The sequence below is a fragment of the Arthrobacter sp. BE255 genome (genome assembly GCF_031457335.1).
Taxonomy (GTDB): Bacteria; Actinomycetota; Actinomycetes; order Actinomycetales; family Micrococcaceae; genus Arthrobacter.
In genome coordinates this window covers 527,495-548,816 of sequence record NZ_JAVDWK010000002.1, presented here as the reverse complement: position 1 = coordinate 548,816, position 21,322 = coordinate 527,495, and the positions used below count along the sequence as shown (strand labels likewise).

The window sequence follows — 21,322 nt, the reverse complement described above, 5'->3', positions numbered from 1 at the left end:
CGCCGGTCTCGGTAGAGTTTCGGCTATGGATACCGAGGTGAGAGTCCGTTGCGCACGCGTGGAAGATGCTTTCGGGATGGCGCGCATGCATGTGCGGTCGTGGCGTGAGACGTACCGCGGCGTAATGTCGGACCGCGTCCTCGACGACCCGGAGCTGCCCGCTGCGCGGGAACGATTCTGGACGACCATTCTCAGCGATGAGCGCTACCGGGCGAACCGCGTCGCGGTGGCCGAGCGCGACGGCGACGTGGTCGGGATTGCGATGGCGGGGCCCCCTCAGGACTCCGGGGCGCAGTGGGGGACGCACCTGTATGTGCTGTACGTCCTCGCGGCTGAGCATGGGACCGGCGCCGGGGCTGCCCTCCTGGATGCCGTCATTGGCCCGGACGACTCGGCAGCCCTCTGGGTTGCCGATCCGAATCCCCGGGCGCAGGCGTTTTATCGCAAGCACGGGTTTGTGGCGGACGGGACGGTGATGGTGGACGACGGCGTGCGCGAGATCCGTATGGTGCGGGCCCTGTGAACGCGCCTTCGGGCTGGGATGACCACTGTAATTCCGCGCCCTAGACATGGTGCAGGCACCTGGTGGCGACGCCCCAGATGGTCAGCTCGCTGAGGCTGGGTACGCGGATATCCGGGTAGCGGGGGTTCTCTGCCTGCAGCACCACGCCCGTGGCGGTGATGCGGAGCCGCTTGACGGTCAGTTCGCCGTCCAGGACGGCGATGACCACGGAGCCGTCCTTGGGTTCGAGCGCCCGGTTGACGATGAGTTCGTCGCCGTCGCTGATTCCTGCCCGCTCCATCGAGTCGCCTGTCACGCGGACAACAAACGTGCTGGTGATGTCCTTTATGAGGTGTTCATTCAGGTCGATCCGGCCGTCGAAATAGTCCTGGGCAGGCGACGGGTAGCCCGCCGCGACCGACACGGGGGCTACCAGCACCAGTCGCAAAGAGAGGCCCGCATCTATCACACGGGGACCGACAACAACGCCCACAACACACCTTTATTCGAATATATGTTCGATACTTTGAGTGTACAGGCAAGGGGAGACAGCGGCTCTGCTTTTCGGGATCGATGCAGCGCCGCTAGAGAGAGGCAGGGGCTTCGGGTCAGGGAAGCGGAGTAGGGAGGAGCCAGTTCAGGGCATCCTCGCGGGAGGTGAAAAAGCGTGTTGGGCACGGCAGGGCCTGCCGTGCGATCGTGAAATTGGCTATGACGCGGTCCACCGGGCTTGAGCCAAGCAAGGCGATGCGTGAAGCGGCGCAGGGGATCTGGAAAGCGGACTTGGCCTGGCGGGTCACAGCTTTGGTGGTTCCCATGTCGACCAGCATCGGGTATTCGGAGCCGGCGGCGAGTTCATTGAGCGTCGCCATGGCCCCGTGCACGTCATCACCGTCCAGAACGATCCCGGGTTTCCATACGAGATAGATAATTTCGTCGGCACCAAGTTTGATTGTGCCCTTGCCGCCATCAACATTGATTGGTTCCATTTTCTGATCCCCAGCATTTTCTCTCAGCCCAGCTTTACTGGCAGCATCAAACTCCCACCGCCGTGGCTATTCCCCAATATAAAGTGCGCGACGCAGCAGTATCTGACGTTGTTCCATCAGCGTAGATGGGGGTGTCCATTAGAGGAACCTTTAACGGGAGCTTCATGCGCAATTAGTAGTTAGTCCGGTGTCAGGGGGGATCATTCATCCCTTCATCCCTATGAATAGGTTTACGCAAGCTATATGCTCCGGTCACCGTCCACTTATGAGGGAGCACAATGAGGCGCATTCGGTTGTGGCTATGCGTATTTCCCTGCCTGCTCATCACCATGCTGCTGCCGTCATGCGGCGACAAGGTGACGGGCGGACCGGGAACGGCGGAACCCACGCCCAACTCCGCTTCCGCCAACTCCGCAACGTCCACCAGCTCAATCCCTGGTTCTGCCAGCAGCCCCGTCACAGGCGGTGGCACAGTTGCGTGCGTCGACTGGGTTCGGTTCGAGACCCCTCAAGACCAATACGACAAAGCCAGCGTGGTGCTCATCGGAACGTCTGTAGGCCGGGTCGGCGAAACCAGCATTTACGGTTCCAAGGCAGCCACCCACCTTGTAGAAGTCGAGCAGGTCCTCAAGGGGAATCCCGGCGAGGGGGACCTGCGTATTTCCTCCATGCCCCCGACCTGTACTGGAGGCGAAACGTACCCGGGCGGCGATCCGCTCGATACCGCTCAGCGAGTCATCATTTTTGCAACCAAGCAGGGCGGCGAGTGGTTCACCCAAACCCCCGCGCAAGGTGTCCTGCCTTTCCCCCTGGGCGCAGAGATTCCCTTTCACTAGTGTGAGTCCAAGCCCGTGGCCGTGGGCCCGTATCAATCCCTTGGCCATCTTTTCGGCGCTACGGATGGTCAAATCTGAAGCCGAACGTTCCGAAATGATCGGTGTCCACTGGGGAACCCAGGGCGGGGTTCGATGAGTACTTTGTCTTGCGCACACAGGCCACGGCCCGCCGGTACCGCGACAGTGTTGTGCCGGGTGCGGCGCTTGTGGACGAGGCTGCGCTGGCGCGCATCTTCGCCGGGTGGACGGTCGACGTCGGGTCGGCTTCCGGGCACTGGGTCTTCATCATGGCTGGTTAGAGCGGCCGACCGTAGGGATAGTCCACCCATAGACCCGTGCCTTCTTCTGGGCATGCCAGGTCGGCGCCCTTTCGCGTGGACCAGTAGTCGGCGGGGAAGCGGGCTCCCTGGAGAACGGCGTTCAGATCGACGCCGTGCTCTTCGCGTCCGTCGGCGAATCGCGCGTCATACCGAATGCTGCGGTAACGACTCTTCAACCAGCGACGCCTCTTCCATGAGGCAGCGGCTCGGATGGCAACCGGCATTTGTGAACTCATTCCTGCATTCTCCCGTGCCGCTCGCCCTCGTCTTGGAATCGGCACACGAAAGCGCAATCGGCATGTGCCCGTAAGCCGATCCCTCACCGGACACTCCCGACTCTCTGAACAAAATCTGTTTGCCGGATTGGCGGCGCACCTCCGAACGAGCGGCGACTCTTGGTGGATGCTTAGAACATGCCCTCGAACCCGAGCACCCCACGCACCTTGGGGTTCGCCGTATGGAGCGACAACCTAGCTCTTGTCCGCGAACTGCTGAACGCCGGTGCCACTGTTGACAATTACGGATCCGAAGCCGCTGCTGATGTGACGCCCTTGATGGAGTCAGTCGACGAGCTTGAGCCCTTCTATGACGCTTCCAGGCTCGTTCTGACACAGCTTCTCCTGTCGGCCGGTGCTGATGTAGCGAGGCGCGACAACGCCGGACGGACTGCCTTGCACTATGCCGTCGGGGCTGGTGCCATGGCGGTCGAGGTTCTCCTCGCGGCCGGTTCGGATGTGAACGCCGCCGGTGACGGAGGGGCCACACCGCTACACGAAGCGATCGTCCGCGGGAATGTCTCAGCTATCAAAGCTCTCTGCCAGGGCGGCGCCAATTGCAACGCTCGAGACCAAACAGGTCGCACACCCGCCGACCTACTGTCCGAGAACAAGGATGCGTTCACATCTGAGGAACTCGCTGCCGCGAAACTGCTGCTTGGGTCGAGCTAGTCTGCGCCCGTAAACCGGACGATCACCGCACTGTTGGTGCACGTTAGCCGAACCCTAAACGGACGCGGAAGAAGGTTGAGGTCGGATCGGCAGGTCACCGGCCGCTGATGAATTCTCCAACTTTTGTTTCGCCCTCTTTGTCGTAGACCGGAATTGGCTTCCCGCGATGGGAGTCGATCCAGGCCATCGCATCTTCAGGGCTGCTGAATGTTTTCCCCTCTACATTGCCGCTGGTCTCCCTGAGATCGTTTTTGTAGACGTAGCCGGACTGTCCTGTGGTGGCTGCGACGGCGATGAGGTCTGGTTCGCCGCGTTCATTGATCACGCCATATGTTTCGCCTTTTGCGTTGCGCGCCCATTCGATGATTTCCTGGTGGACGTACTTCGCGGTGAGTTTCCATCGTGTGTCCGGTTCCGTGACGATGGTGAAGCGTTCCATTCCAGCGGCATATTTCACGGTATACATGGCATCGCTAGCTTCACCGCCGATCTCTTTCTGGGTGCAATGGCTAGAAGCGCCGTCCGGGTACGTGAAATTACCCGGGCTCAGGCATGTGAGTTCCACCCGTACGCCGGTTGTTCCTGCCGGCGCTGTCCCAAGGTCGATGGTTACTTGGCCTGTGTATGTCCCCTCAACGCTGGACCCTAGCGGGGTCACTTTTTCGCCCCCTGGTGGGACGAAGATCCCTGCTGCAGCGGCACCAACGCCGCCAAGGACTGCCACACCGGCCACTATCCCGGCGCCCCACAGCCGTGCACTACTCCGGGCTTTGCCGGGGGCGGCCTGCTGCACGCGGGTGACCAGTTCTGCCTCCAGAGCATCACTGAACCGCTCATCGAAGTGCAGTCCATTCATGGCTGATTTCCTTCCATCGCTGGAACGTAGGAGTGCTCGACGGAGAGTTTCATCCGTTGGCGGGCCCTGTGCATGCGGGTTTTTGCTGCCGAGGGCGTGATCGCCAGCAAGTTGGCGGCCGAGGCGATGGTGTAATCCTCGAACACGACGAGGCTGACAAGTTGCCGGTCGATGAGGTTGAGCGATAACAGGGCCTCAGACAGTTCCCTATCCAAAGCCTCCTGGGGACTGCCGGCAAAGAATTCATCCATCACATCCGGTGCGTCCTCTGAACGCGGAAGAGATGCAAGGAGTTTTTGGTTTCGTCGCAGCGCGCGGCTGTTGTTCCGGGCAACATTGACAGTGGTGACCAACAACCAGGGAAGGATCGACCCGTCGACCAGCCGGACCTTCTCTCTTAGCCGCCAGAGCTCAAGGAATGCCGTAGCTGTAATGTCCTCGGCGGTGTGGTGGCCTATGGAGATGCGGTACGCGTGACGATGGACCCGGTCTCGGTGCCGACGGAACAGCACCGAGAAAGCGGCGCCATCGCCAGCAAGGCTACGCACCCATAGCTCTTCGTCCGCAGAATTAACTGTCCCCATGCACTGTATTGTCCGGGAACACCCAAAAAGGTTTCACTAAACCGAAAATACCTTCCCTGCGCATGCGGATATGCGCGGTCAGTGTTCCAATCGGGAACGTTTGCCGGACGGAAAAGCTATCCCTCAGTGGTCCTTGCAAGAAAGCCTTTTGCGATCAGGGTTGTAGTGCTTAGTCGGCTTTCAAGGCTAGGCCGAGCGAGGCACAGACGTCTTTATCGCCAGGGACTACGGCAGCGCGGCCGTCACTCAGAACACATACTGTCAGCGGGTTCGGGACCGGGTGGGAGGAGCTGGGGTCGTAGAGGCTTGGGTGTGCCATGCCGTTAGGGCTATCGGGGTCGAGCCCGTGGTGAGCCCACATGACTCGACAGATAGCCAGGGCGTCCTCGATAGGAATTGGGTTGGGTCGCGTTGATGGTTCTCCGACCCTGGTGCCTTCCCCCAGGACTGCTGTGGTGCCGGGGAATTGGTTGCCGCTGAGTTCGGCGCGTGCGAAGCAGGCGATTGAACTCTTATCAGTGACTGGCATCTGCAGCGCTACGGCCGCTCCGCTTACTGCTACGGCGACTACGACGCCGGAAAGTAGAATCCGCTTACCTTTGGTGCTTTGGAAGTGGCGGTTTTCGGGGGTTCCCTCCTGGGCGACATTGGTGAGGAGCTGTTCGATGGCTTTGCTGCGTTCGGCGTTGAAGCGCTGTGGGCGGTTGGTGTCGTTCATGGTGTGCCCTCTTCAGGGGTGAGTGGGTTGGCCAGCAGCAGCCCGCCTTGTGGATTCAGCACTTGGGCGAGTTTTTGTTTAGCGCGGGAGAGCCGCGACTTTACGGTGCCAGGCGGGATACGCAGCAGTCGGCTCACGTCGGTGGTACTCATCTCCTCGAGAACGCAGAGGACAATGATTTCCTGGTCTTTCCGCCCAAGAGAACGGTAGGCGCGGTGCAGGAGCTGAGAGCGCCGGTCCTGGTCGACGGCGTCGGCCACGGAGTCGCCAAGATCCGGTGCCATCTCCGCACGCGGTAGCTTCCGGATAAGTTGTTCATACCGGAGGCTGGACCTGATGCGATTCCTAGCCACGTTCGTGGTGGTAACCAGCAGCCAGCCGATGATCGACTCGTTGACCAGTCTGACGCTTGATCTGCAGCGCCAGGCCTCGAGGAATACCATCGCAGTGATGTCTTCTGCCTCGTGGGAAGATCTGACAAGGCGCAGGCTGTGACCGAAGACCCGGTCGCGGTGGAGAACGAAGAGTTCAGCGAAAGCCGAACCATCTCCATCCAAAACCCGTGACCAAAGATCGCTGTCCTTGTCTGCCTTCCCCTGACTCCCCATACCCATAAGTGTCCGGCAAACCCTCCGCGGTTCCATCAGGTTTGAGACGAACTTTTATCGGCATCGTGGGGCTTGGACGGTCGTAGCTGGTTGTGACTTCTTGCCGGCCTTTTCGCACGTCCCATTGCCGAACCCTCTCTTCACCCTACTTAGTCGATGTCCTGGCGTCAGAGCTGGCGGACTTCGCTGGGACTAGGTTTGAATCCGAAGATCGACCGTCCCTTCCGCGCCGTAAGGGGAACCCGCAGCGGGACGGCGAAAGTGGGCAGCTGCGGAACGCCGTCTAGAGGCCGACCCGACCTGTGGACCGTCTGGGGGACCAGTTCATAGATCGGTCCCCCAGACGGCTAGCTCGCCTCCAGGAATGGACACGATCAGTAGTCCGTCAGGCCCTGTGACGTTCCATGATTCGTACGCCGAGTCGGGCTCAGGTACCACATTTAGGCGGCAACCGTCCTGCAGAACGACCTGCAGCCGTCCGTCGTCGAACGCTCTTCCCTCCGCAATGACCTTGGAGCGCGAAAGTGGAAGAACGGGACTGAGTTGATCGAAATCGCCGCCAGGCTGGACTACATGCGAAGTGCCATCAGGATGTTCAAGAACGAAGCTCTCTTCGATGGTGATTCCGAAGTGTTCGAGAACCAGAGTTACTTGAAAGTCCAGGACGAGTTGCAGGATGGGTTGCCCACTCAGATCGAGAAGCCAGTGATCCTCAAACCTTTGCGCTCCACTCATGGAGACCGGCACATAAACCACGACCCTCACCATCCTTTGCGTTCATCTCCAACTTTGCCCCGCGGTCCTGTCACCCAGAACCGTCACGCCAGCACACCCGAACGAAGAGGGATCCTGCAGCGTACACCCCACCCACCCCATATTTGCCTGGGCCCTCTTACATCCTTGCAACTGGGCCGGCCGCGAGAGTCGCTAGGTGGCAGGGGGTTTCGACAGGTAAGAACCGAGCCGGTTGCCGATGTCCTCTGTCGTCCAGAACGAAATGCGTCGCGGACCTTCTGGGGACTCAATGTCCAGTTCCACACTGAAGCCGAGTTCGTCTCCAATTGTCCGGCTAACGCCGAAACCGCTCAGTCGGTTGTGCTCAGGAAGATCTGTTCCAATGAGAATGCTGATCCCTGCAGATTCCATGGGTTTGTTTTTCAGTCCGATGCCACCGTTGACCATCCAGCGGGCACCGCTCTCCAAAACCGCCTTGTGCTCTCCGCAAACGGGCACTTCCAGGTTCGACCCCGACATCAGCTTAAAGACGTCAACGGAGGTCTTAGGGCACCGCAGCACTGAGCACGTAGTCATGGTCGCGATGCTACCGGAGGGAAGGGGAAACTATCTTTCTACGCCCTCTCGTTTGCCAGGGCCTTAGCGGTACAGGCCCAGCCGATCCCCGTCGGTCTTTATAGGCGTCCTGCAAAGGATCGTTTACGGGGCGTTTCCTGTACGGACCATGCGAATGTCTCGTACGTCGTGTTCGACCTTCACAGCCCCGTCCGCGACAAAGCCGTTCTTTCGGTAGAAGGCTTGTGCGCGGGGATTAGGGTCGGCGACCCAGAGCGCAGCAGGCGTAGTGGGGTCGATGACTGCATTCAGGAGCGCCGTACCCACTCCCGAACCGTGGAACGCGGCATAGGCGTAGAGGAGGTATAACTGCTGCGGCTCGTCGGCGCCGTCAAGGGAGGGGCCTGACATTGCAATGCCGATAAAAGTGCCTTCATGCGAAGCAACGGCGACGGTGTTCTGCTCATATCTCGGGTCCGTTAGGGCCGCTTCCCAGAATCTATCGCGCCAGTCCAAGAGCGCGGGATCGTCCAGCACGGCATCGCTCATCAACCCTCGGAAAGTCTCGCGCCATGTGTCCACGTGAACTTTCGCCATGCTTGGCGCATCCGCAGGCTCAGCGCGACGCACCTCAAAGTTGATCGTCATTCCTAAACGGTACATGCGCCGCCTCCTACCAGGCGGACATGTTTGGGTGGCGGAGAACGCGGGCCAGCGGCGCCCGTAAGCCGGTCGATCACCGTGCTGCCAAAGCCTGTCGCCACGCTCCGCGCCACTGCTGGCTTGGGCCATGTACGTAAGACCCGCACGATGAAATGCACGGTGACGAGGGGATTACTGCAACCATGTTCCTTATGACTGGAATGAAGATCGGTTATGCACGGGTCTCGACGAACGACCAGGACCTCACCGCCCAACGCAATGCCCTCGTTGCTTTGGGTGTGGAAGAGACCCAGATCTTCGTCGATCACGGACTCACGGGAGCGAATCGTGTGCGCCCAGGTCTCCGTGAAGCAATGGCGGCCTGCCGGGCCGGCGATACGCTCGTGGTGACCAAGCTCGACCGGCTGGCGCGCTCTCTATCTGATGCCAGGGACATTGCCGATGAGCTGACGGCCAAGGGGGTTGTGCTTAGTCTCGGTGGAAGCACCCACGACCCAACTGACCCGGTAGGCCGTCTGCTGTTCAACGTCCTGGGAATGGTGGCCGAGTTTGAGGCGGATCTGATCCGGATGCGCACCCGCGAGGGCATGGCGGTAGCAAAAGCCAAGGGGCGGCTAAAGGGCAAGCAGCCAAAATTGTCCAAGACGCAGCGGAAGCACCTTCTGACACTGCATGACGCCGGCGATCATACGCAGGCCGAACTGGCCGAGCTGTTCCGGGTGTCACGGACGACGGTGTACCGCGAGCTCCAAAGGCGCACCATCTGAATCCCGGAGTGCTTGCGGTGTCGCTGGGAGGGTCTCGAGCCCCCGGCGCTCAGGGGCCTGACAGCGACTGGGACTTGACCCGAGGGGCGCATTGAGCAAGGGAGCGCGGCGAGGTTGAACGCTATTAGAGCACTGCCAGGATGGTGGCTTACTGGGAAGTTAGGATCCAGACTGCTTTGCCTTGGTGCAAGTTTGGGCGCGGTCGGAGCCGGAGTCTTCCATATCAGTTACGCGCTGGGCTATTTCAGCCCTTCTGCGATTGTCTGGGGGCTTTTCTTCCTCGTCCTTGAAGCGCTCTTTATGGGAATCCTTGGGACGATTGTTGCCGGTGTGGTCATTGCAGCGCGGCTCCTCCTATCGAACCAAGCATCATCACGTATTGCCCATAGTGTCTTCACAGGGGTCGTGGCACTAATATGCTCGGGCGCGTCTGTCTTTGCTGTGTTTGGCCTTTTTCCGGTGTTGACGGCCAATCCTTGGGCAGTCGCGGGCGCCACCGGGGTCATCGTGGGCAGCGCATTCGCTGCAGTTTCCCATTGGCACACATCTGAGTTGTGACAGTCGCCAAGGGTTCCTTCAACAGGACGCCGGAGCTGCCCGTTTGGCTCGGTCCATGGAAACCTCCAAAGCTCTCTTCGCGGCACTCCTGTTGGCGGTAGCTGATTCGAGGCCCTGAAAGCTGACACCGTCCCTATGTGGACCAATCCCAGCATTTGTCGCGTTCAAGGTTCGGCTTACGGGCAGTGCGGTAAGGGATTCTTCACCGGGACGCGAGCAATCCGACTCCCGTTCTCGATCAGGAACGATGGTAGTGTGTCGCCGATGACGCACCTCGCTTGCCTTGAAACTTGGGTTGCGGCGCACCGCGATCTCCTCGAGCAGCACGGTCAAGTCACCCTTGTGTCCGGTCCGCCGGGCAGAGCGAATCCATCAGCTCACCTCCTGGTGGCACTGTCTACTGATTCGGACGTTGAGTTGTTACTTTGGGACTCTGGTGACGCCGAGTTCAACCATGGACCCTTCACTACCTCGGTTTTTGAGCACCTTGAGTTGGAGTCGCCCGAGGAACTGGCCGATCTCCTGGAGCGATTCCTCGATGCTGTGACAGGCGGAGCGCCGTGATTCGTCGCCCGTTCTCCAGCGTTTATCGCCAGGGTGCGGAAGATTTTGACGGCGTCTTCTGGGCTGGTAGGCATGGGACCTCCGTACAGGGCACTGGCGTATGCGTACCCGGATTGACCGTTGGTGGTCATTACAGCGATCAGGTCGGGGGGCCGATTTCCTGGCTTTCAACGCCGTAGGTTTCACCCTTGGCATTTCCCACATGACCCGCCCGCAAAACTGTCCGGTGAAGGGACGGCGGACCCTGAATGGTACGCCCGGAGCCTGCTCATCGGATACACCAGTGTTCCACCACGAGTCGAAAGCGAAGCTGCCACAGCTCACAGTTCACTGGCGGGCGAGCACGATCATACGGTGGCTGCCCAGTAGCGGCGCTTGCCGTTGCGGGTGTCTTCGTAGACACCGCCGTTCTTTTCAATGGTCGCCCGTGAGCCGGCGTTGTTCTCGTCGCAGGTGAGAAGAACCCGTGAGATTCCCAGCTTCCGGGCGATCGGCAGCGCATCAGCCAGCGCCTTCGCTGCGTGGCCGCGGCGCCTGGCCGAGGGCCTCACGCTGTAGCCGATGTGTCCACCCTGATTGAGGAGGGCATCGTTCAGTTCGTGCCTGATGGCCAGGGAACCAAGGAACGTGTCACCCTCCACGATCCATAAGTACGTGCAGGGCACGTGCCCCGGCTTACGCAGGGTCTCCGGCAAGGCATCGTTGAGGAGGGCGTCGACAAAGCGGCGGAACGACTGGGCATCTTTGAGTTCTTCCAGCGGCCAGTCCTCCGCGCCGCCGCCGTCCCGGTGGGCGCCGTCAAATTCTGCGGATCCTTCAAGCCAAGAGGAGTGGTAGCTGATGTCAGGAGCTATAAGGCGAGGCATCACAAGATCGTATTCGAAGGACTAAGCATTCAGAAGCTACCCCGCGCCCTCCCTTATTATCTGGCAGTGAGGCTGCCGCCATCGCTGGCCGGACTGATACTACGGCTCTAAACTGGATCATGACCGGTGCCCCGGCCCGTCTTCTGGCGTGGCTTGTTGTCCTGGCGACCCTCCTCACGGCCTGCACGCCCGCCGTCGACCTCGACGAGGCCGCCACCGATCGAGCGATCACGGCTTCCTCGGCCCCGCCTACCTCGGCCGACGCCGACCTCGCCCCCCAGCTGACCCCGACCCCGACGGCGGTACCGACGCCGGTACCCACGCCACCCCCGGTGCCCCAGGCGTTCGCCGTCAACCTCTACCAGGAGGGGGACTTCGTGCCGCAGTACACCTTCGACTGGTGTGTGGCGGCGAGCATCCAGATCGCGCACAACCTCATCGATGACACGGGCGGCGGCGCATGGGCTGATCCCGCGCAGCAGGGCGAGCTGTGGGAGATGGCCCGGGCGCGGTCGTCCAACTCGTTCAACGGTGCCAACCCGCTCGGTTGGGCGCAGGTGCTGACCGAGGTTGGGATGGGGCCATACACCGTTGTCAGCATCGCCGACCGCGACGACGCGCTGCAGGCCGCGGCCCGCGCCATCGCCGCCACGGGCCGGCCCGTCGGGCTGGTCATGTGGAGCGGTCGCCATGCATGGGTGATGAGCGGGTTCGAGTCGCTCGGCGACCCCGCCCAATTCCCGGAGTTCTCCGTCACCGGCATCCGCGTCCAGGATCCGCTCTATCCGCACGGCAGCGGGCAGTGGGGCCCATCGCCCGCGCCAAACAGCCTGCTCACCCCCGAGCAGCTGGCGACGCAGTTCGTGGTCCGCGAGCCGCGGCGGTGGAGCAGCGACCTCCCGGCCGGCTACCTGATGGTGCTGCCGCTCGCCGAGAGCTGATCAGGCCACATGCGCAAAATCATGCTGATGTCGTCGGTTTCCCTGGACGGATTCTTCGAGGGGCTGTACCGGGATATCGGCTGGCATCAGGTGAATGAGGAATTGAGCGGCTACTTGAACCAGGAGTTCCGGACGGTGGGAGCGTTCATGTTCGGACGGGTCACCTATGAACTGATGGCAGATGTATGGCCCACGGCCCACAGGAATCCGGACCTCTCGGTGTCCCAGATCGAGTTCGCCTCGATCTGGCTCGATATGCCCAAGTTCCTCTTTTCGCGGACCGTCACGCAGGCGGGCTGGAACACCACGGTGATGCACGACGTCGTGCCTGAACAGATAGCGGAACTGAAGGCGCAGCCCGGCGGTGACATCGTCCTCAGCGGCGCCAATTTGGCCGCCACGTTCATGCGGCAGGATCTCATCGACGAGTTTCAGATTTTGGTCCATCCCGTAGTTCTGGGGCAAGGCCGGCGGCTTTTCGAGGTCCCCGATCCCCGGCTGAACCTCAATCTTGAGGGGGCGCGGACGTTCAGCAACGGCGTGGTTTCGCTCCGCTATTCGGCCGGGCGCGGGTAAGGGGCACGGCTGTCGCCATCGGGTTCTGCATCCGGTAGCCTGCTGGGATGGCCGGGGACGAGCAGGAACTGACGGGCGGAAATGCGTCCGGGCGTGTGGTCCGCGTTGGTCAGACCGTCCGAAAACCCTGGCTGGAGAATTCAGCCGCCGTGCAAAACTACCTTGGAACGCTCCGATCGTCCGGGGTGGATGTACCCCAGCCACTGGGCCGGGACGGCGGCGGCCGAAGCGTCGTCGAGTATGTCGAAGGCGCACTCGCGATGGATCATTTGCCGCTCGGGCACGACGGGCTGCGACGGGTCGGCCGGATGATCCGGCAAATCCATGATGCGAGCGAAACAGTCCCGATTCCCAATCCGGCCGACTGGAACATGCTGCTGCCAGCTGAGAATCCGGACCTGATGTGCCATAACGACCTCGCCCCGTGGAACCTCGTCATGGGCGACCGGTGGGTGTTCATTGATTGGGATGGTGCCGGTCCCAGCACCCGGCTGTGGGATCTGGCGTACGCCGCGCAGTCGTTCGGCCTGCTGTCCGAGGGGCAGCCGGTGGAAGACGCCGCCCTGAGATTGCGTGCAGTTGTTGACGGGTACCAAGCTGATGACGCGCTGCGCAAGGCATTGCCGGCCGCCATGGCGGAACGGACTGCAGCGATGTTCAACCTCCTGAAGTCCTCGAATGGGACCGGGTTCCAGCCGTGGGCAGACATGTATGTCAATGGACACGGCGAGCACTGGCGCGCAGCAGCTGAATACGTCGTGCGGAATCAAACGGCCTGGGGACGAGCCCTCGGGTAGCTCGTCAGCGGATGAGCCGGTAACGCACGTGGCTGACGAGGCGGGTGCCGCTCACTTCCGTCGGCTCAAGGGTGAGGTTCGTGACGCCGTCGAACAGCCGCTCGCCCGATCCAAGGAGGATGGGCGCGATGTGGAGCCGCAGTTCGTCGATCAGCCCGGCCGAAAGGTATTGGCGGGCGGTCTGCGCTCCTCCGGCTATGGCCACGTCCTTGCTGCCGGCGGCATTCCGCGCCTGGGCCAGCGCCGATTCGATCCCGTCGGCCACGAAGTTGAACGTGGTGCCGCCCTGCATCTGCAAAGGCTCGCGCCGCTGATGCGTGAGAACGAAAACGGGTGCGTGATACGGCGGATCCTCACCCCACCAACCCCGCCATTCCGCATCCCACGCCCCTGGCCCTGCGAACATGTTCCGTCCCATGATGTACGCCCCGGCTGCCAGGATGCCTTCGAGTGCGGCTGCGTTGTCCTCGGGTTCCTCGAACTGCCACCTGTGCAGCAGCTCCCCGTTATCGCCCAGGGGGTCGGCCGGGGTTTGGTTCGGGCCGGCGACGAACCCGTCGAGGGAGATAGTCAGATCACATGTGACTCGGCTCATGTGCCCCATCATGCCACCACCCTACGATTAGGCCCTAGACTCGGGGCATGTCAGCTCTTTGGGGGACGCAGACTCAGCGCAAGCAGGCACTGCTCATTGCGGCCGCGCTTGTCATTCCGCTGTCGGCCTGTGAGTACAGTGTCCCCGGTGAGGGGTCGGTCCAAACATCGCCACAGGCATCAACGGAGCAGGCCCCGTCCTTCGCGGAGAATGTCCCGAAGCCTTCGGGCTTCGACGACATGCGTGAGTGGTCATCGCAGCAGCTGCAACCACCGCTGCCAGGCCAGCTGGCCGGGTCCGCCAGTTCGAATACCGGAATCGCCTCCGGGCTGTCGGCCAAACCCGGAAACTACGAACTGCACTTCATCTGCGATGGACCATCCGAGGCGGAGCTGTCCGTGTCTTCCTGGGCAGGCGTCGAGGTTCTTGCGCCCGTTCAGGTCCCTTGCGAGGGCGGCGTCTTCAAAGCGCAGGTGCGGCTGGACACCGAGGGAGTTGACCTCTCGATGAATCCCGGCGGCGGACCCCAGGGCCGCTACGCTTTCAGGCTCGTGCCCTCCGCCTAGCACTCTCCAACGCAGCCCGACTGAACTCCGGCGCCGTTCACGGGCGGCGGACGTCCTGCGGCTGGGCTGCACTGGCCACGTCCTGGATCCGTTCCGTCGCGGCCCAGCTCGCGAGCAGGCGAAGCCTTTCATCTGACGGGGATCCGGGCACTGCCGGGTAGACGGTGAGCGTAAAGCCGGGGTCCTCGGCCAGCTCCATCGCTTCGTAGGCAAGCTCGAGTTCCCCCACCACCGGGTGGTGAAAAACCTTGGTGCCGGCGTAGTGGCGCCGGACATTGTGGGCGGCCCAGCGCGTCCGGAATTCCTCGCTGCGCACGGACAGCTCCCCGACCAGGTCCGCCAGCCGCTTATCAAAGGGGTTGCGTCCGGTCTGCGTCCGCAGGATGGCGACGTTGGTGTTGGCTGCCAGATCCCAGTTGGGGTAGAAATCCCGGGATTTGGGGTCCAGGAAGATGAACCGGGAGTGGTTGGCGGGCCGGGCGGGTCCACGGTACATCTCCGAGTACAGGGCAAAGCCAAGCTGGTTGGCGGCAACAATGTCCATGTGGTGGTTGCCAATGAAAGCCGGGGACGTGGTGATGGAGTCGAGCATGAACTGGAGCGTCGGCCGGACCGCGCCGCTCTGGAGGGGCCGCCGTCGTGCCCTGCCGGAAGGGCCGGACGCACGGGCAAGGTTGTAGAGGTGGTCCCGTTCGGCCTCGTCCAGCTTCAGCGCCCGGGCGATGGCGTTAAGGACGCTTTCGGACGTGCCGGACAGGTTCCCGCGCTCAAGCTTGGTGTAGTAGTCCACGCTGACACCGGCGAGCATCGCCACCTCTTCGCGGCGCAGGCCCGGGACCCGGCGCCGTCCCCCAAAGAGCGTCAGCCCCGCCATTTCCGGAGTGATCCGGGCGCGCCGTGAGGCGAGGAACTCGCGCACTTCCGTCCTGTTGTCCACCCGTCCACGCTACCCCCGGGCACCCAAGTTAGGGAGGTACTGCCAGGACCCGGATAACCGGAGCCGTCGCTAGGAACCGCCGGACCCTGTTGCATTGAGACAAGACCCCACCCTCCACCGGAATCCCCGGCCCCCACCCCGGGCCATGCCATCACCCCTGAACGGAGCACGCGTGACAGCCATCGGCACCCCGACGCCCGTACGTGAACAAACGGTCGCCCGCCCGCTCGCGGCAGTGCTCGGCCTGCTGACCATCTTCGGTCCCATCTCCATGGACCTATACCTGCCCGTCCTGCCAGCCCTCACGGCAGAGCTTCAAAGCACGACGTCGGTCGCCCAGTTGACCATTACCGCCTGCCTGCTGGGCCTCGCCATAGGCCAGGTCGTCGCCGGGCCGCTCTCGGATCGCCTGGGACGGCGGACCCCGCTGCTGATCGGAGTAGTGGCGTACACGCTGACATCCGCCCTCTGCGCGGTGAGCCCCACCATCGAGACACTCATCCTGGCGAGGTTCGTCCAGGGCCTGGCCGGCGCCGTCGGCATAGTGATCGCGCAGGCGGCAGGCCGCGACGTCTACACGGGCGGCAAACTGCTCCGCTACTATGGCCGGCTCACAGTGCTCGGAGGCCTGGCTGCCATTATCGGACCCGTCATCGGCGGGCAGCTCGCAACGGTCACCGACTGGCGGGGAGTCTTCCTGTTCCTTGCAGCCGTAGGAATCGCCATCCTGGCGGCTTGTCTGGCGGTCTTCCGGGAGACGCTGCCCGCAGACCGGCGCGTCACAGGGGGCTTCTCCCACACCCTCAACGATTTCCGCCGACTTCTCGCAGACCACGTGTTCGTCGGAGCCGTGCTGATCACCGGCTTCAGTTACGCCGCGATTTTCGCTTACCTGAGCGGGGCAACATACATACTCCAGGGCATGTACGGTCTGTCCCCGCAGGGCTACTCGTTGGCGTTTGGCCTGAATTCGCTCGGCTTTATGGTCTTCGGATTCGCCGCCGGCCGCCTGTCTGAACGCTGGTCCGAACGCGGAACGCTCACCCTGGGCTTGGCCATGGCAACCTCAGGCGCTCTGGGGCTGCTTGCCACAGCACTCCTGCACCTGCCGCTGGCCGCCATCATCCTGTCCCTGTTCGCCATGGTCAGCGGCGTGGCCGTCACCAGCCCGCCAGCGACTTCGCTGGCGCTCAAGGACTATCCCGACATCGCCGGCACGGCCTCTTCACTCCTGGGGCTGGCGCGTTTTGCCTTCGGTGGACTCGCCGCGCCCCTCGTAGGCATCGGCGGGGCCAACGATGCGGTTCCCTTCGGCGTCGTGGCGTCCGTGTCCGCAGCAGCGGCCGTATTTAGCCTTGGACTGGTCAGGCGGCGGCGCACCTGAGGTGGTTCGACCCCGCAGGGGGCTCCGACTCCGGACATAAAAGGGGGCCGGCGGTGGCTGGGGAGCGTGGCCTGGTCTCACCCTGAGGCCATCACACCGCCGGCCCCGGCATGTTTCCCAAACCCCACCTTGGGAGCGAACACGGCGGCCAAACCGCCGGTTCACTAAGTCGCACTCCTAATCTATTACCTAAGTCGACGAAGCGCACGGGTCACTTTTTCGGCGGGTCGTTTTTGCGGGAAGTACGACGGCGGCCCTCAGGCCGTGCGGTCCACCGCCTTCAGGATCGCCTGGCCCAGTTCGGCCGGCTTGGTGAACTGGGGCCAGTGCCCGGTGGGCAGGTCCACGTACTCCACATCCCGGATCCGGGCGAGCTCCGCAACAAACGGATGGCCGGCGTCGATCCACTCCGTCAGCAGCGACGACGGGAACTCGCACGCGATCACAGTGGCGGGGACGTCGTACCGGCGAACATCGTGGAGGTGCTGCTTGTCGTAGGCCACGCCCTTGGGCTGCGGGATGGCCCGGGACCGGAACTGGGTCCGGAGCCCGTCCGTCAGGTCCACCAGGTCGGCGTCCTCGAAACCGTCCCACGGCGGAAGCGGGATGTCGTCGCCGTCGGCCGGCAGTTCATTGTTGATCACGTCGCCTTCACCGAGGGGTCCGCTGTCCACAAAGATGTTCCGCTCAATACGGTCGGGCCGGGCGTCGGCCACGCCGTGGATGATGGCCCCGCCGCCCGAGTGGCCCACCAGGACCACCTTGCCGTCGAGGGAATCCAGCTTCGCCACGACGGCGTCGATGTGGGTCCGCAGTCCGATGCCGGCGCGTGAAGCGTCGGCTGATTCGAGGCCGGGGAGGGTGAGCGGGTGGAGGCGGTGGCCGGCGGCGGCCAGGGGAGGAGTGACCTCATCCCACGACGACGCGTCCAGCCAGAATCCGGGTACCAGGATGATGTCCATGACCCGAACCCTACCGGTGCTGCTCCGGCCCCTCAAGGGTCAGGGCACGGGCCAGGGATCAGCCCTGGACGGAAGCAGGCACGCGCATCAGCGACCGCAGGTGGTCACCGCGGCACGGGATGGCAGCGTCCACCAGGGCGCGGCTGTGCTCATGGGCGGGGCTGGCGAAGAACGCCTGGGTTTCGGCGACCTCAATCACCCGCCCGTCGAGCAGCACGGCCACCCGGTCGCACATGTACCGGACCACGTCCATGTCATGGGAGATTACGATCAGGGACAGCCGGTGGTCACGCTGCAGGCGCAGTAGCAGGTTGAGGACCGTGCGCTGGGTCAGGGCATCCAGGGCTGACGTGGCCTCGTCGCAGATCAGCACCCGCGGGTCGAGCAGCAGGGCCCTGGCAATCGTGGCGCGCTGGAGTTGCCCTCCCGAGCACTGCCCGGGGCGCCGGTCCAGCATGGATTCGTCCAGTTCCACCTCGGCCATCGCGTCAGCAATCCGCCGGGCACGTGCCGCGGCGGTGATCCCCCGCCGCCGCAGCAAGGGTGCCTCCATGCTGGCGCGCAGCGTCATCCGCGGATCAAAGGAACTGTGCGGCTCCTGGAACACCAGCTGGACGGCCGTGGCCTCGGGGACGCTGCCCGTTTCTTCCAGGTACCGGCTGATGGTGCCGCGGGTGACCTTTTCCAGCCCGACCACGGCGCGGGCCAGGGTGCTTTTGCCCGAGCCGGACTGGCCCAGGATGCCCAGGATTTCCCCGCCCTTCAGCTCCAAACTCACGTCCTCGAGGACGGTGTGCCGGCGGCGTCGCCGCCCGAAGGTCTTGTGCACACCGGCGAGGGTGAGGACGTCCCGTTCGGCCGGCGCCGGCCGGCGGCGGGAGTCCGGCGCCAGCTGCGACGCCGCGAGCAGCTCACGCGTGTAGTCCTGCTGCGGTGCGGCCAGGACCCGGGCGGTGGGTCCGCTTTCCACGATGCCGCCCGCATCCATCACCAGCACACGGTCGGCGAACGGGGCCACGGAGGCAATGTTGTGCGTGATGTACAGGACGCCGAGTCCCCGTTCCCGCCGCTCGCGGTCCAGCAGCTGGAGCACCTGCCGTTCCAGCATCTTGTCCAGGGCTGATGTCGGCTCGTCCGCCAACAGCAGTTGGGGACGGCCGGCGAGGGCGACGGCGGTCATCGCCCGCTGTGCCATCCCTCCGGACAGCTGGTGGGGATGGGCCCGGAAACCCCGGACGGGGTCCCCGAAACCGACCTCGTGAAGCATTTCCACCGCGGCATCCCTGGCCTTCGTCCCGCGCAGGCCGCCGTGGATCCGCAGCGGCTCCAGCAGGTGCTGGCCGATGGTCCGGTTGGGATTGAACATCCGCTTGGGCTGCTGGAACAGCATGCCCACCTGGCCGCCGCGGACCGCCGTCAATTCCTGCTCGGCCGCGGCGGTGACGTCCACGGAACCCAGCCGGATGGAGCCGGACGTGATGCCCAGCTGCGGCGGCAGAAGCCGCAGGCAGGACAGGGCGGTGAGGGTTTTTCCTGATCCGGAGCCGCCCACCAGCGCCACGAATTCCCCGGCGCCGACAGACAGCGACAAGTCCCGGACGAGGGGAGCCGCGGCACCCGCGGCCGTGCCGCCGTCGTACGTTCCGGCAGGCCCAAGGTTCCGGACCTCCAGGCCGCTGATCTCCAGCACGTTGTTCAGGCCGCTCATTTCGCCTCCGCCGCGGGCAGGAGCAGCGGACCGGCAGCCATGTGGGCCGCGCGCTGCCCCAGCAAAGTCACGCACAGGGCAACCACAAAGATCGCTAGGCCCGGCGCAAGGATCCCCAGCGGGGCGCGTTCGGTATACGGCTGCGCGGCCGCCATCATGGAGCCCCAGTCCGACTGCGGCGGCTGCACGCCGAGCCCCAGGTAGGACAGGGCGCCCACGCTGATCAGCAGCTGGCCGAACCGCAGCGTGGCCTGGCCCAGGATGGGGGCGGCCAGGTGCGGGATGACGTGCCGGAAGATGATGAACGACGGCGGGCAGCCCACCACGCGCGCGGCCTCCACGAAGCCGCGGCTTGAGACGTCGTAGGCGAGGGTCCGTGCCAGCCGCGCGAAAGGCGTCCAGCCGGTCACCGTCAGGGCCAGCAGGAGCGGCCCGAATCCGGTGCCGAGCGTGGCCACGATGAAGAGCGCCACCACCATCTCGGGAACCGCGAGCAGCACATCGTTGGTCCGGGTGAGGAATTCGTCCAGCCAGCCGCGCCGGCGCGCGCTGAGCACCCCGGCGGCCACGCCGAGCACACAAGTCAGCACGGTGGCCAGCGCGGCCACCGACATCGAGAACCGGCCGCCTTCGAGGAGCCGGCTCAGGGTGTCGCGGCCCAGGTGGTCGGTTCCCAGCCAGTGTTCCGCGGACGCCGGGGCGAGGCGTGCGGCAAGGTTCTGCTCCGAGGGCGGATACGGATAGATCCACGGTGCAATGAGGACCGCCAGGACCACGACGGCGAGCACGGCACCCGCCGCGACGGTTGCGAGCCCGCGCTGATTCGCTGTCCGCTTACGCATAGCTGCCTTCCACGGCGGGGCTGAGGAGCCGGTGCACGAGGTCGGCGAGGGTGGTCACCGTGACGGCGAGGGCGACAACAACCACCACCCCGCCCTGGGCCAGCGGTATGTCGCTGTTGATGACGGCGTCGAACAGCAGCCGGCCCATGCCCGGTACGGCGAAGATGACTTCCACAATCACCGAGCCGCCCAGCAGCCCGGCAAACCAGACGGCGAAAAGGGTGGACAGCGGGACCAGCCCATTGGGCACCACGTGGTGAAGGATCGCCTGGGCCTGGCTCAGGCCCCTCGCGCGGGCAGCCGGAACGTGTGCCGCGGCCGCGGCTTCGATCATGCCGGAGCGGACGGCGGACGTGAAATAGCTGATGGGCCGCAGCGCCAGGGTGACGGCCGGCAGGACCATCGACGCCGGGCCGGCCCAGCCCGCGGACGGCAGGACCGACAGCTTGAGCGCGAAGACCAGCACCAGCAGCGGCGCCACCCAGTACTCCGGCATGGCGATGAAGGACTGGGTGACGGTGGTGATCACCCTGTCGGTGGCCTTCCCCTGCCGCAGCCCGGCCGCGATCCCCAGCGGCAGGGACACCACGACGGCGAGGCCCAGCGACAGGACCACCAGGCTGAGTGTCACGGCCAGCGCCGGCAGGACCTGGTCCGCCACCGGTGTCCGGCTGACGTGCGAAAGTCCCATGTCGCCGGTGGCGATCCGGCCGAGCCAACGGAAATACTGGAGCGCCAGCGGATCCTGCAGGCCCAGGCTGAGGCTCAGGGACTGCACGGCGGCGTCATCCACCACATCCCCGGACACCCGCGACCTGATGATCTTGCGGACGGGGTCCCCGGGGGTGAAGTACGGAATCAGGAACACCGCGAAAGAGGACACCACAACGGCCGCCACCAGGGTGGCTGTTCTCTTGGCGATGAAGGGGAGCATGGCGGACGAAGG

At 63.8% G+C, this 21,322-nt stretch carries 26 protein-coding genes and 1 pseudogene; 11 read left to right on the top strand and 16 right to left on the bottom strand.

Annotated elements, in window-relative coordinates:
- Window positions 1-85: 85 nt before the first annotated feature.
- Window positions 86-523, top strand: coding sequence for a GNAT family N-acetyltransferase (locus tag J2X42_RS05730; protein WP_310163114.1), 438 nt, complete (start codon window positions 86-88; stop codon window positions 521-523).
- A 40-nt stretch (window positions 524-563) separates the two neighbouring features.
- Here the strand turns inward: J2X42_RS05730 and J2X42_RS05725 are convergent, their stop codons facing one another.
- A complete protein-coding gene (locus J2X42_RS05725) occupies window positions 564-995 on the bottom strand; it encodes a translesion error-prone DNA polymerase V autoproteolytic subunit (protein WP_310163111.1) in 432 nt (143 codons plus the stop codon).
- A gap of 115 nt (window positions 996-1,110) precedes the next feature.
- A complete protein-coding gene (locus J2X42_RS05720; protein WP_310163108.1) occupies window positions 1,111-1,491 on the bottom strand; it encodes an STAS/SEC14 domain-containing protein in 381 nt (126 codons plus the stop codon).
- Window positions 1,492-1,820: 329 nt separating this feature from the next.
- Here J2X42_RS05720 and J2X42_RS05715 point away from each other — a divergent pair, with 329 nt between their 5' ends.
- From J2X42_RS05715 to J2X42_RS05705, 3 genes are all read left to right on the top strand, one after another.
- Complete coding sequence (locus J2X42_RS05715) at window positions 1,821-2,327, top strand: hypothetical protein (RefSeq protein WP_310163104.1); 507 nt, start codon at window positions 1,821-1,823, stop codon at window positions 2,325-2,327.
- A 146-nt stretch (window positions 2,328-2,473) separates the two neighbouring features.
- Entirely contained in the window at window positions 2,474-2,626 is a 153-nt protein-coding gene (locus tag J2X42_RS05710) for a hypothetical protein (protein WP_310163101.1), read from the top strand.
- Window positions 2,627-3,060: 434 nt separating this feature from the next.
- Window positions 3,061-3,594 carry an ankyrin repeat domain-containing protein gene (locus J2X42_RS05705; RefSeq protein ID WP_310163099.1) on the top strand — a complete coding sequence of 178 codons (534 nt, stop codon included), beginning with the start codon at window positions 3,061-3,063 and terminating at the stop codon, window positions 3,592-3,594.
- A 94-nt stretch (window positions 3,595-3,688) separates the two neighbouring features.
- Here J2X42_RS05705 and J2X42_RS05700 read toward each other — a convergent pair whose 3' ends face one another.
- From J2X42_RS05700 to J2X42_RS05670, 7 genes and pseudogenes are all read right to left on the bottom strand, one after another.
- A complete protein-coding gene (locus tag J2X42_RS05700; protein WP_310163098.1) occupies window positions 3,689-4,450 on the bottom strand; it encodes a hypothetical protein in 762 nt (253 codons plus the stop codon).
- On the bottom strand, window positions 4,447-5,034 hold the full coding sequence (locus tag J2X42_RS05695) for an RNA polymerase sigma factor (protein ID WP_310163097.1): 588 nt from the start codon (window positions 5,032-5,034) through the stop codon (window positions 4,447-4,449). Before J2X42_RS05695 ends, J2X42_RS05700 begins: the two co-directional genes overlap by 4 nt.
- Window positions 5,035-5,203: 169 nt before the next feature.
- Window positions 5,204-5,752, bottom strand: coding sequence for a hypothetical protein (locus J2X42_RS05690; protein WP_310163096.1), 549 nt, complete (start codon window positions 5,750-5,752; stop codon window positions 5,204-5,206).
- Window positions 5,749-6,360, bottom strand: coding sequence for an RNA polymerase sigma factor (locus tag J2X42_RS05685; protein ID WP_310163095.1), 612 nt, complete (start codon window positions 6,358-6,360; stop codon window positions 5,749-5,751). Before J2X42_RS05685 ends, J2X42_RS05690 begins: the two co-directional genes overlap by 4 nt.
- A gap of 324 nt (window positions 6,361-6,684) precedes the next feature.
- Window positions 6,685-7,116: a DUF6188 family protein gene (locus tag J2X42_RS05680; protein ID WP_310163094.1), complete on the bottom strand. Its 432-nt coding sequence runs from the start codon at window positions 7,114-7,116 to the stop codon at window positions 6,685-6,687.
- A 171-nt stretch (window positions 7,117-7,287) separates the two neighbouring features.
- Window positions 7,288-7,671 (bottom strand): hypothetical protein, encoded by a 384-nt coding sequence (locus J2X42_RS05675; RefSeq protein ID WP_310163093.1) that lies wholly within the window; start codon window positions 7,669-7,671, stop codon window positions 7,288-7,290.
- Between the two features lie 153 nt (window positions 7,672-7,824).
- Window positions 7,825-8,199, bottom strand: a pseudogene (locus tag J2X42_RS05670) (GNAT family N-acetyltransferase); the annotation flags it as partial.
- Window positions 8,200-8,513: 314 nt separating this feature from the next.
- Here J2X42_RS05670 and J2X42_RS05665 point away from each other — a divergent pair.
- Both J2X42_RS05665 and J2X42_RS05660 read left to right on the top strand, forming a co-directional pair.
- Window positions 8,514-9,080 carry a recombinase family protein gene (locus J2X42_RS05665; protein ID WP_396134031.1) on the top strand — a complete coding sequence of 189 codons (567 nt, stop codon included), beginning with the start codon at window positions 8,514-8,516 and terminating at the stop codon, window positions 9,078-9,080.
- Window positions 9,081-9,272: 192 nt separating this feature from the next.
- Window positions 9,273-9,638, top strand: coding sequence for a hypothetical protein (locus J2X42_RS05660; RefSeq protein ID WP_310163086.1), 366 nt, complete (start codon window positions 9,273-9,275; stop codon window positions 9,636-9,638).
- A gap of 911 nt (window positions 9,639-10,549) precedes the next feature.
- Here the strand turns inward: J2X42_RS05660 and J2X42_RS05655 are convergent.
- Window positions 10,550-11,068, bottom strand: a complete 519-nt coding sequence (locus J2X42_RS05655; protein ID WP_310163084.1) for a GNAT family N-acetyltransferase — start codon at window positions 11,066-11,068, stop codon at window positions 10,550-10,552.
- 119 nt (window positions 11,069-11,187) lie between these two features.
- Between J2X42_RS05655 and J2X42_RS05650 the strand changes: the two genes are divergently transcribed.
- The 3 genes from J2X42_RS05650 to J2X42_RS05640 are packed head-to-tail and all read left to right on the top strand — an operon-like array spanning window position 11,188 to window position 13,382.
- Window positions 11,188-12,009, top strand: a complete 822-nt coding sequence (locus tag J2X42_RS05650; protein ID WP_310163083.1) for a hypothetical protein — start codon at window positions 11,188-11,190, stop codon at window positions 12,007-12,009.
- A 9-nt stretch (window positions 12,010-12,018) separates the two neighbouring features.
- Window positions 12,019-12,585, top strand: coding sequence for a dihydrofolate reductase family protein (locus J2X42_RS05645; protein WP_310163080.1), 567 nt, complete (start codon window positions 12,019-12,021; stop codon window positions 12,583-12,585).
- A gap of 47 nt (window positions 12,586-12,632) precedes the next feature.
- Window positions 12,633-13,382 carry a phosphotransferase gene (locus J2X42_RS05640; RefSeq protein ID WP_310163078.1) on the top strand — a complete coding sequence of 250 codons (750 nt, stop codon included), beginning with the start codon at window positions 12,633-12,635 and terminating at the stop codon, window positions 13,380-13,382.
- 4 nt (window positions 13,383-13,386) lie between these two features.
- On the opposite strand, the gene J2X42_RS05635 is transcribed toward J2X42_RS05640, so the two are convergent.
- Window positions 13,387-13,977 (bottom strand): dihydrofolate reductase family protein, encoded by a 591-nt coding sequence (locus J2X42_RS05635; RefSeq protein WP_310163076.1) that lies wholly within the window; start codon window positions 13,975-13,977, stop codon window positions 13,387-13,389.
- A gap of 47 nt (window positions 13,978-14,024) precedes the next feature.
- Between J2X42_RS05635 and J2X42_RS05630 the strand changes: the two genes are divergently transcribed.
- Entirely contained in the window at window positions 14,025-14,543 is a 519-nt protein-coding gene (locus tag J2X42_RS05630) for a hypothetical protein (RefSeq protein ID WP_310163074.1), read from the top strand.
- A 37-nt stretch (window positions 14,544-14,580) separates the two neighbouring features.
- Here the strand turns inward: J2X42_RS05630 and J2X42_RS05625 are convergent, their stop codons facing one another.
- Window positions 14,581-15,480: a helix-turn-helix transcriptional regulator gene (locus J2X42_RS05625; RefSeq protein ID WP_310163072.1), complete on the bottom strand. Its 900-nt coding sequence runs from the start codon at window positions 15,478-15,480 to the stop codon at window positions 14,581-14,583.
- A 181-nt stretch (window positions 15,481-15,661) separates the two neighbouring features.
- On the opposite strand from J2X42_RS05625, the gene J2X42_RS05620 reads away from it, so the two are divergent.
- Window positions 15,662-16,864 (top strand): multidrug effflux MFS transporter, encoded by a 1,203-nt coding sequence (locus tag J2X42_RS05620; protein WP_396134030.1) that lies wholly within the window; start codon window positions 15,662-15,664, stop codon window positions 16,862-16,864.
- A 257-nt stretch (window positions 16,865-17,121) separates the two neighbouring features.
- On the opposite strand, the gene J2X42_RS05615 is transcribed toward J2X42_RS05620, so the two are convergent.
- The 4 genes from J2X42_RS05615 to J2X42_RS05600 are packed head-to-tail and all read right to left on the bottom strand — an operon-like array spanning window position 17,122 to window position 21,310.
- Window positions 17,122-17,826, bottom strand: a complete 705-nt coding sequence (locus J2X42_RS05615; RefSeq protein WP_310163068.1) for an alpha/beta hydrolase — start codon at window positions 17,824-17,826, stop codon at window positions 17,122-17,124.
- 58 nt (window positions 17,827-17,884) lie between these two features.
- Window positions 17,885-19,534, bottom strand: a complete 1,650-nt coding sequence (locus tag J2X42_RS05610; protein WP_310163066.1) for an ABC transporter ATP-binding protein — start codon at window positions 19,532-19,534, stop codon at window positions 17,885-17,887.
- Window positions 19,531-20,376 (bottom strand): ABC transporter permease, encoded by an 846-nt coding sequence (locus J2X42_RS05605; protein ID WP_310163064.1) that lies wholly within the window; start codon window positions 20,374-20,376, stop codon window positions 19,531-19,533. The genes J2X42_RS05610 and J2X42_RS05605 overlap by 4 nt, the downstream gene beginning before the upstream one ends.
- Complete coding sequence (locus tag J2X42_RS05600; RefSeq protein WP_310163062.1) at window positions 20,369-21,310, bottom strand: ABC transporter permease; 942 nt, start codon at window positions 21,308-21,310, stop codon at window positions 20,369-20,371. The genes J2X42_RS05605 and J2X42_RS05600 overlap by 8 nt, the downstream gene beginning before the upstream one ends.
- Window positions 21,311-21,322: the final 12 nt, after the last annotated feature.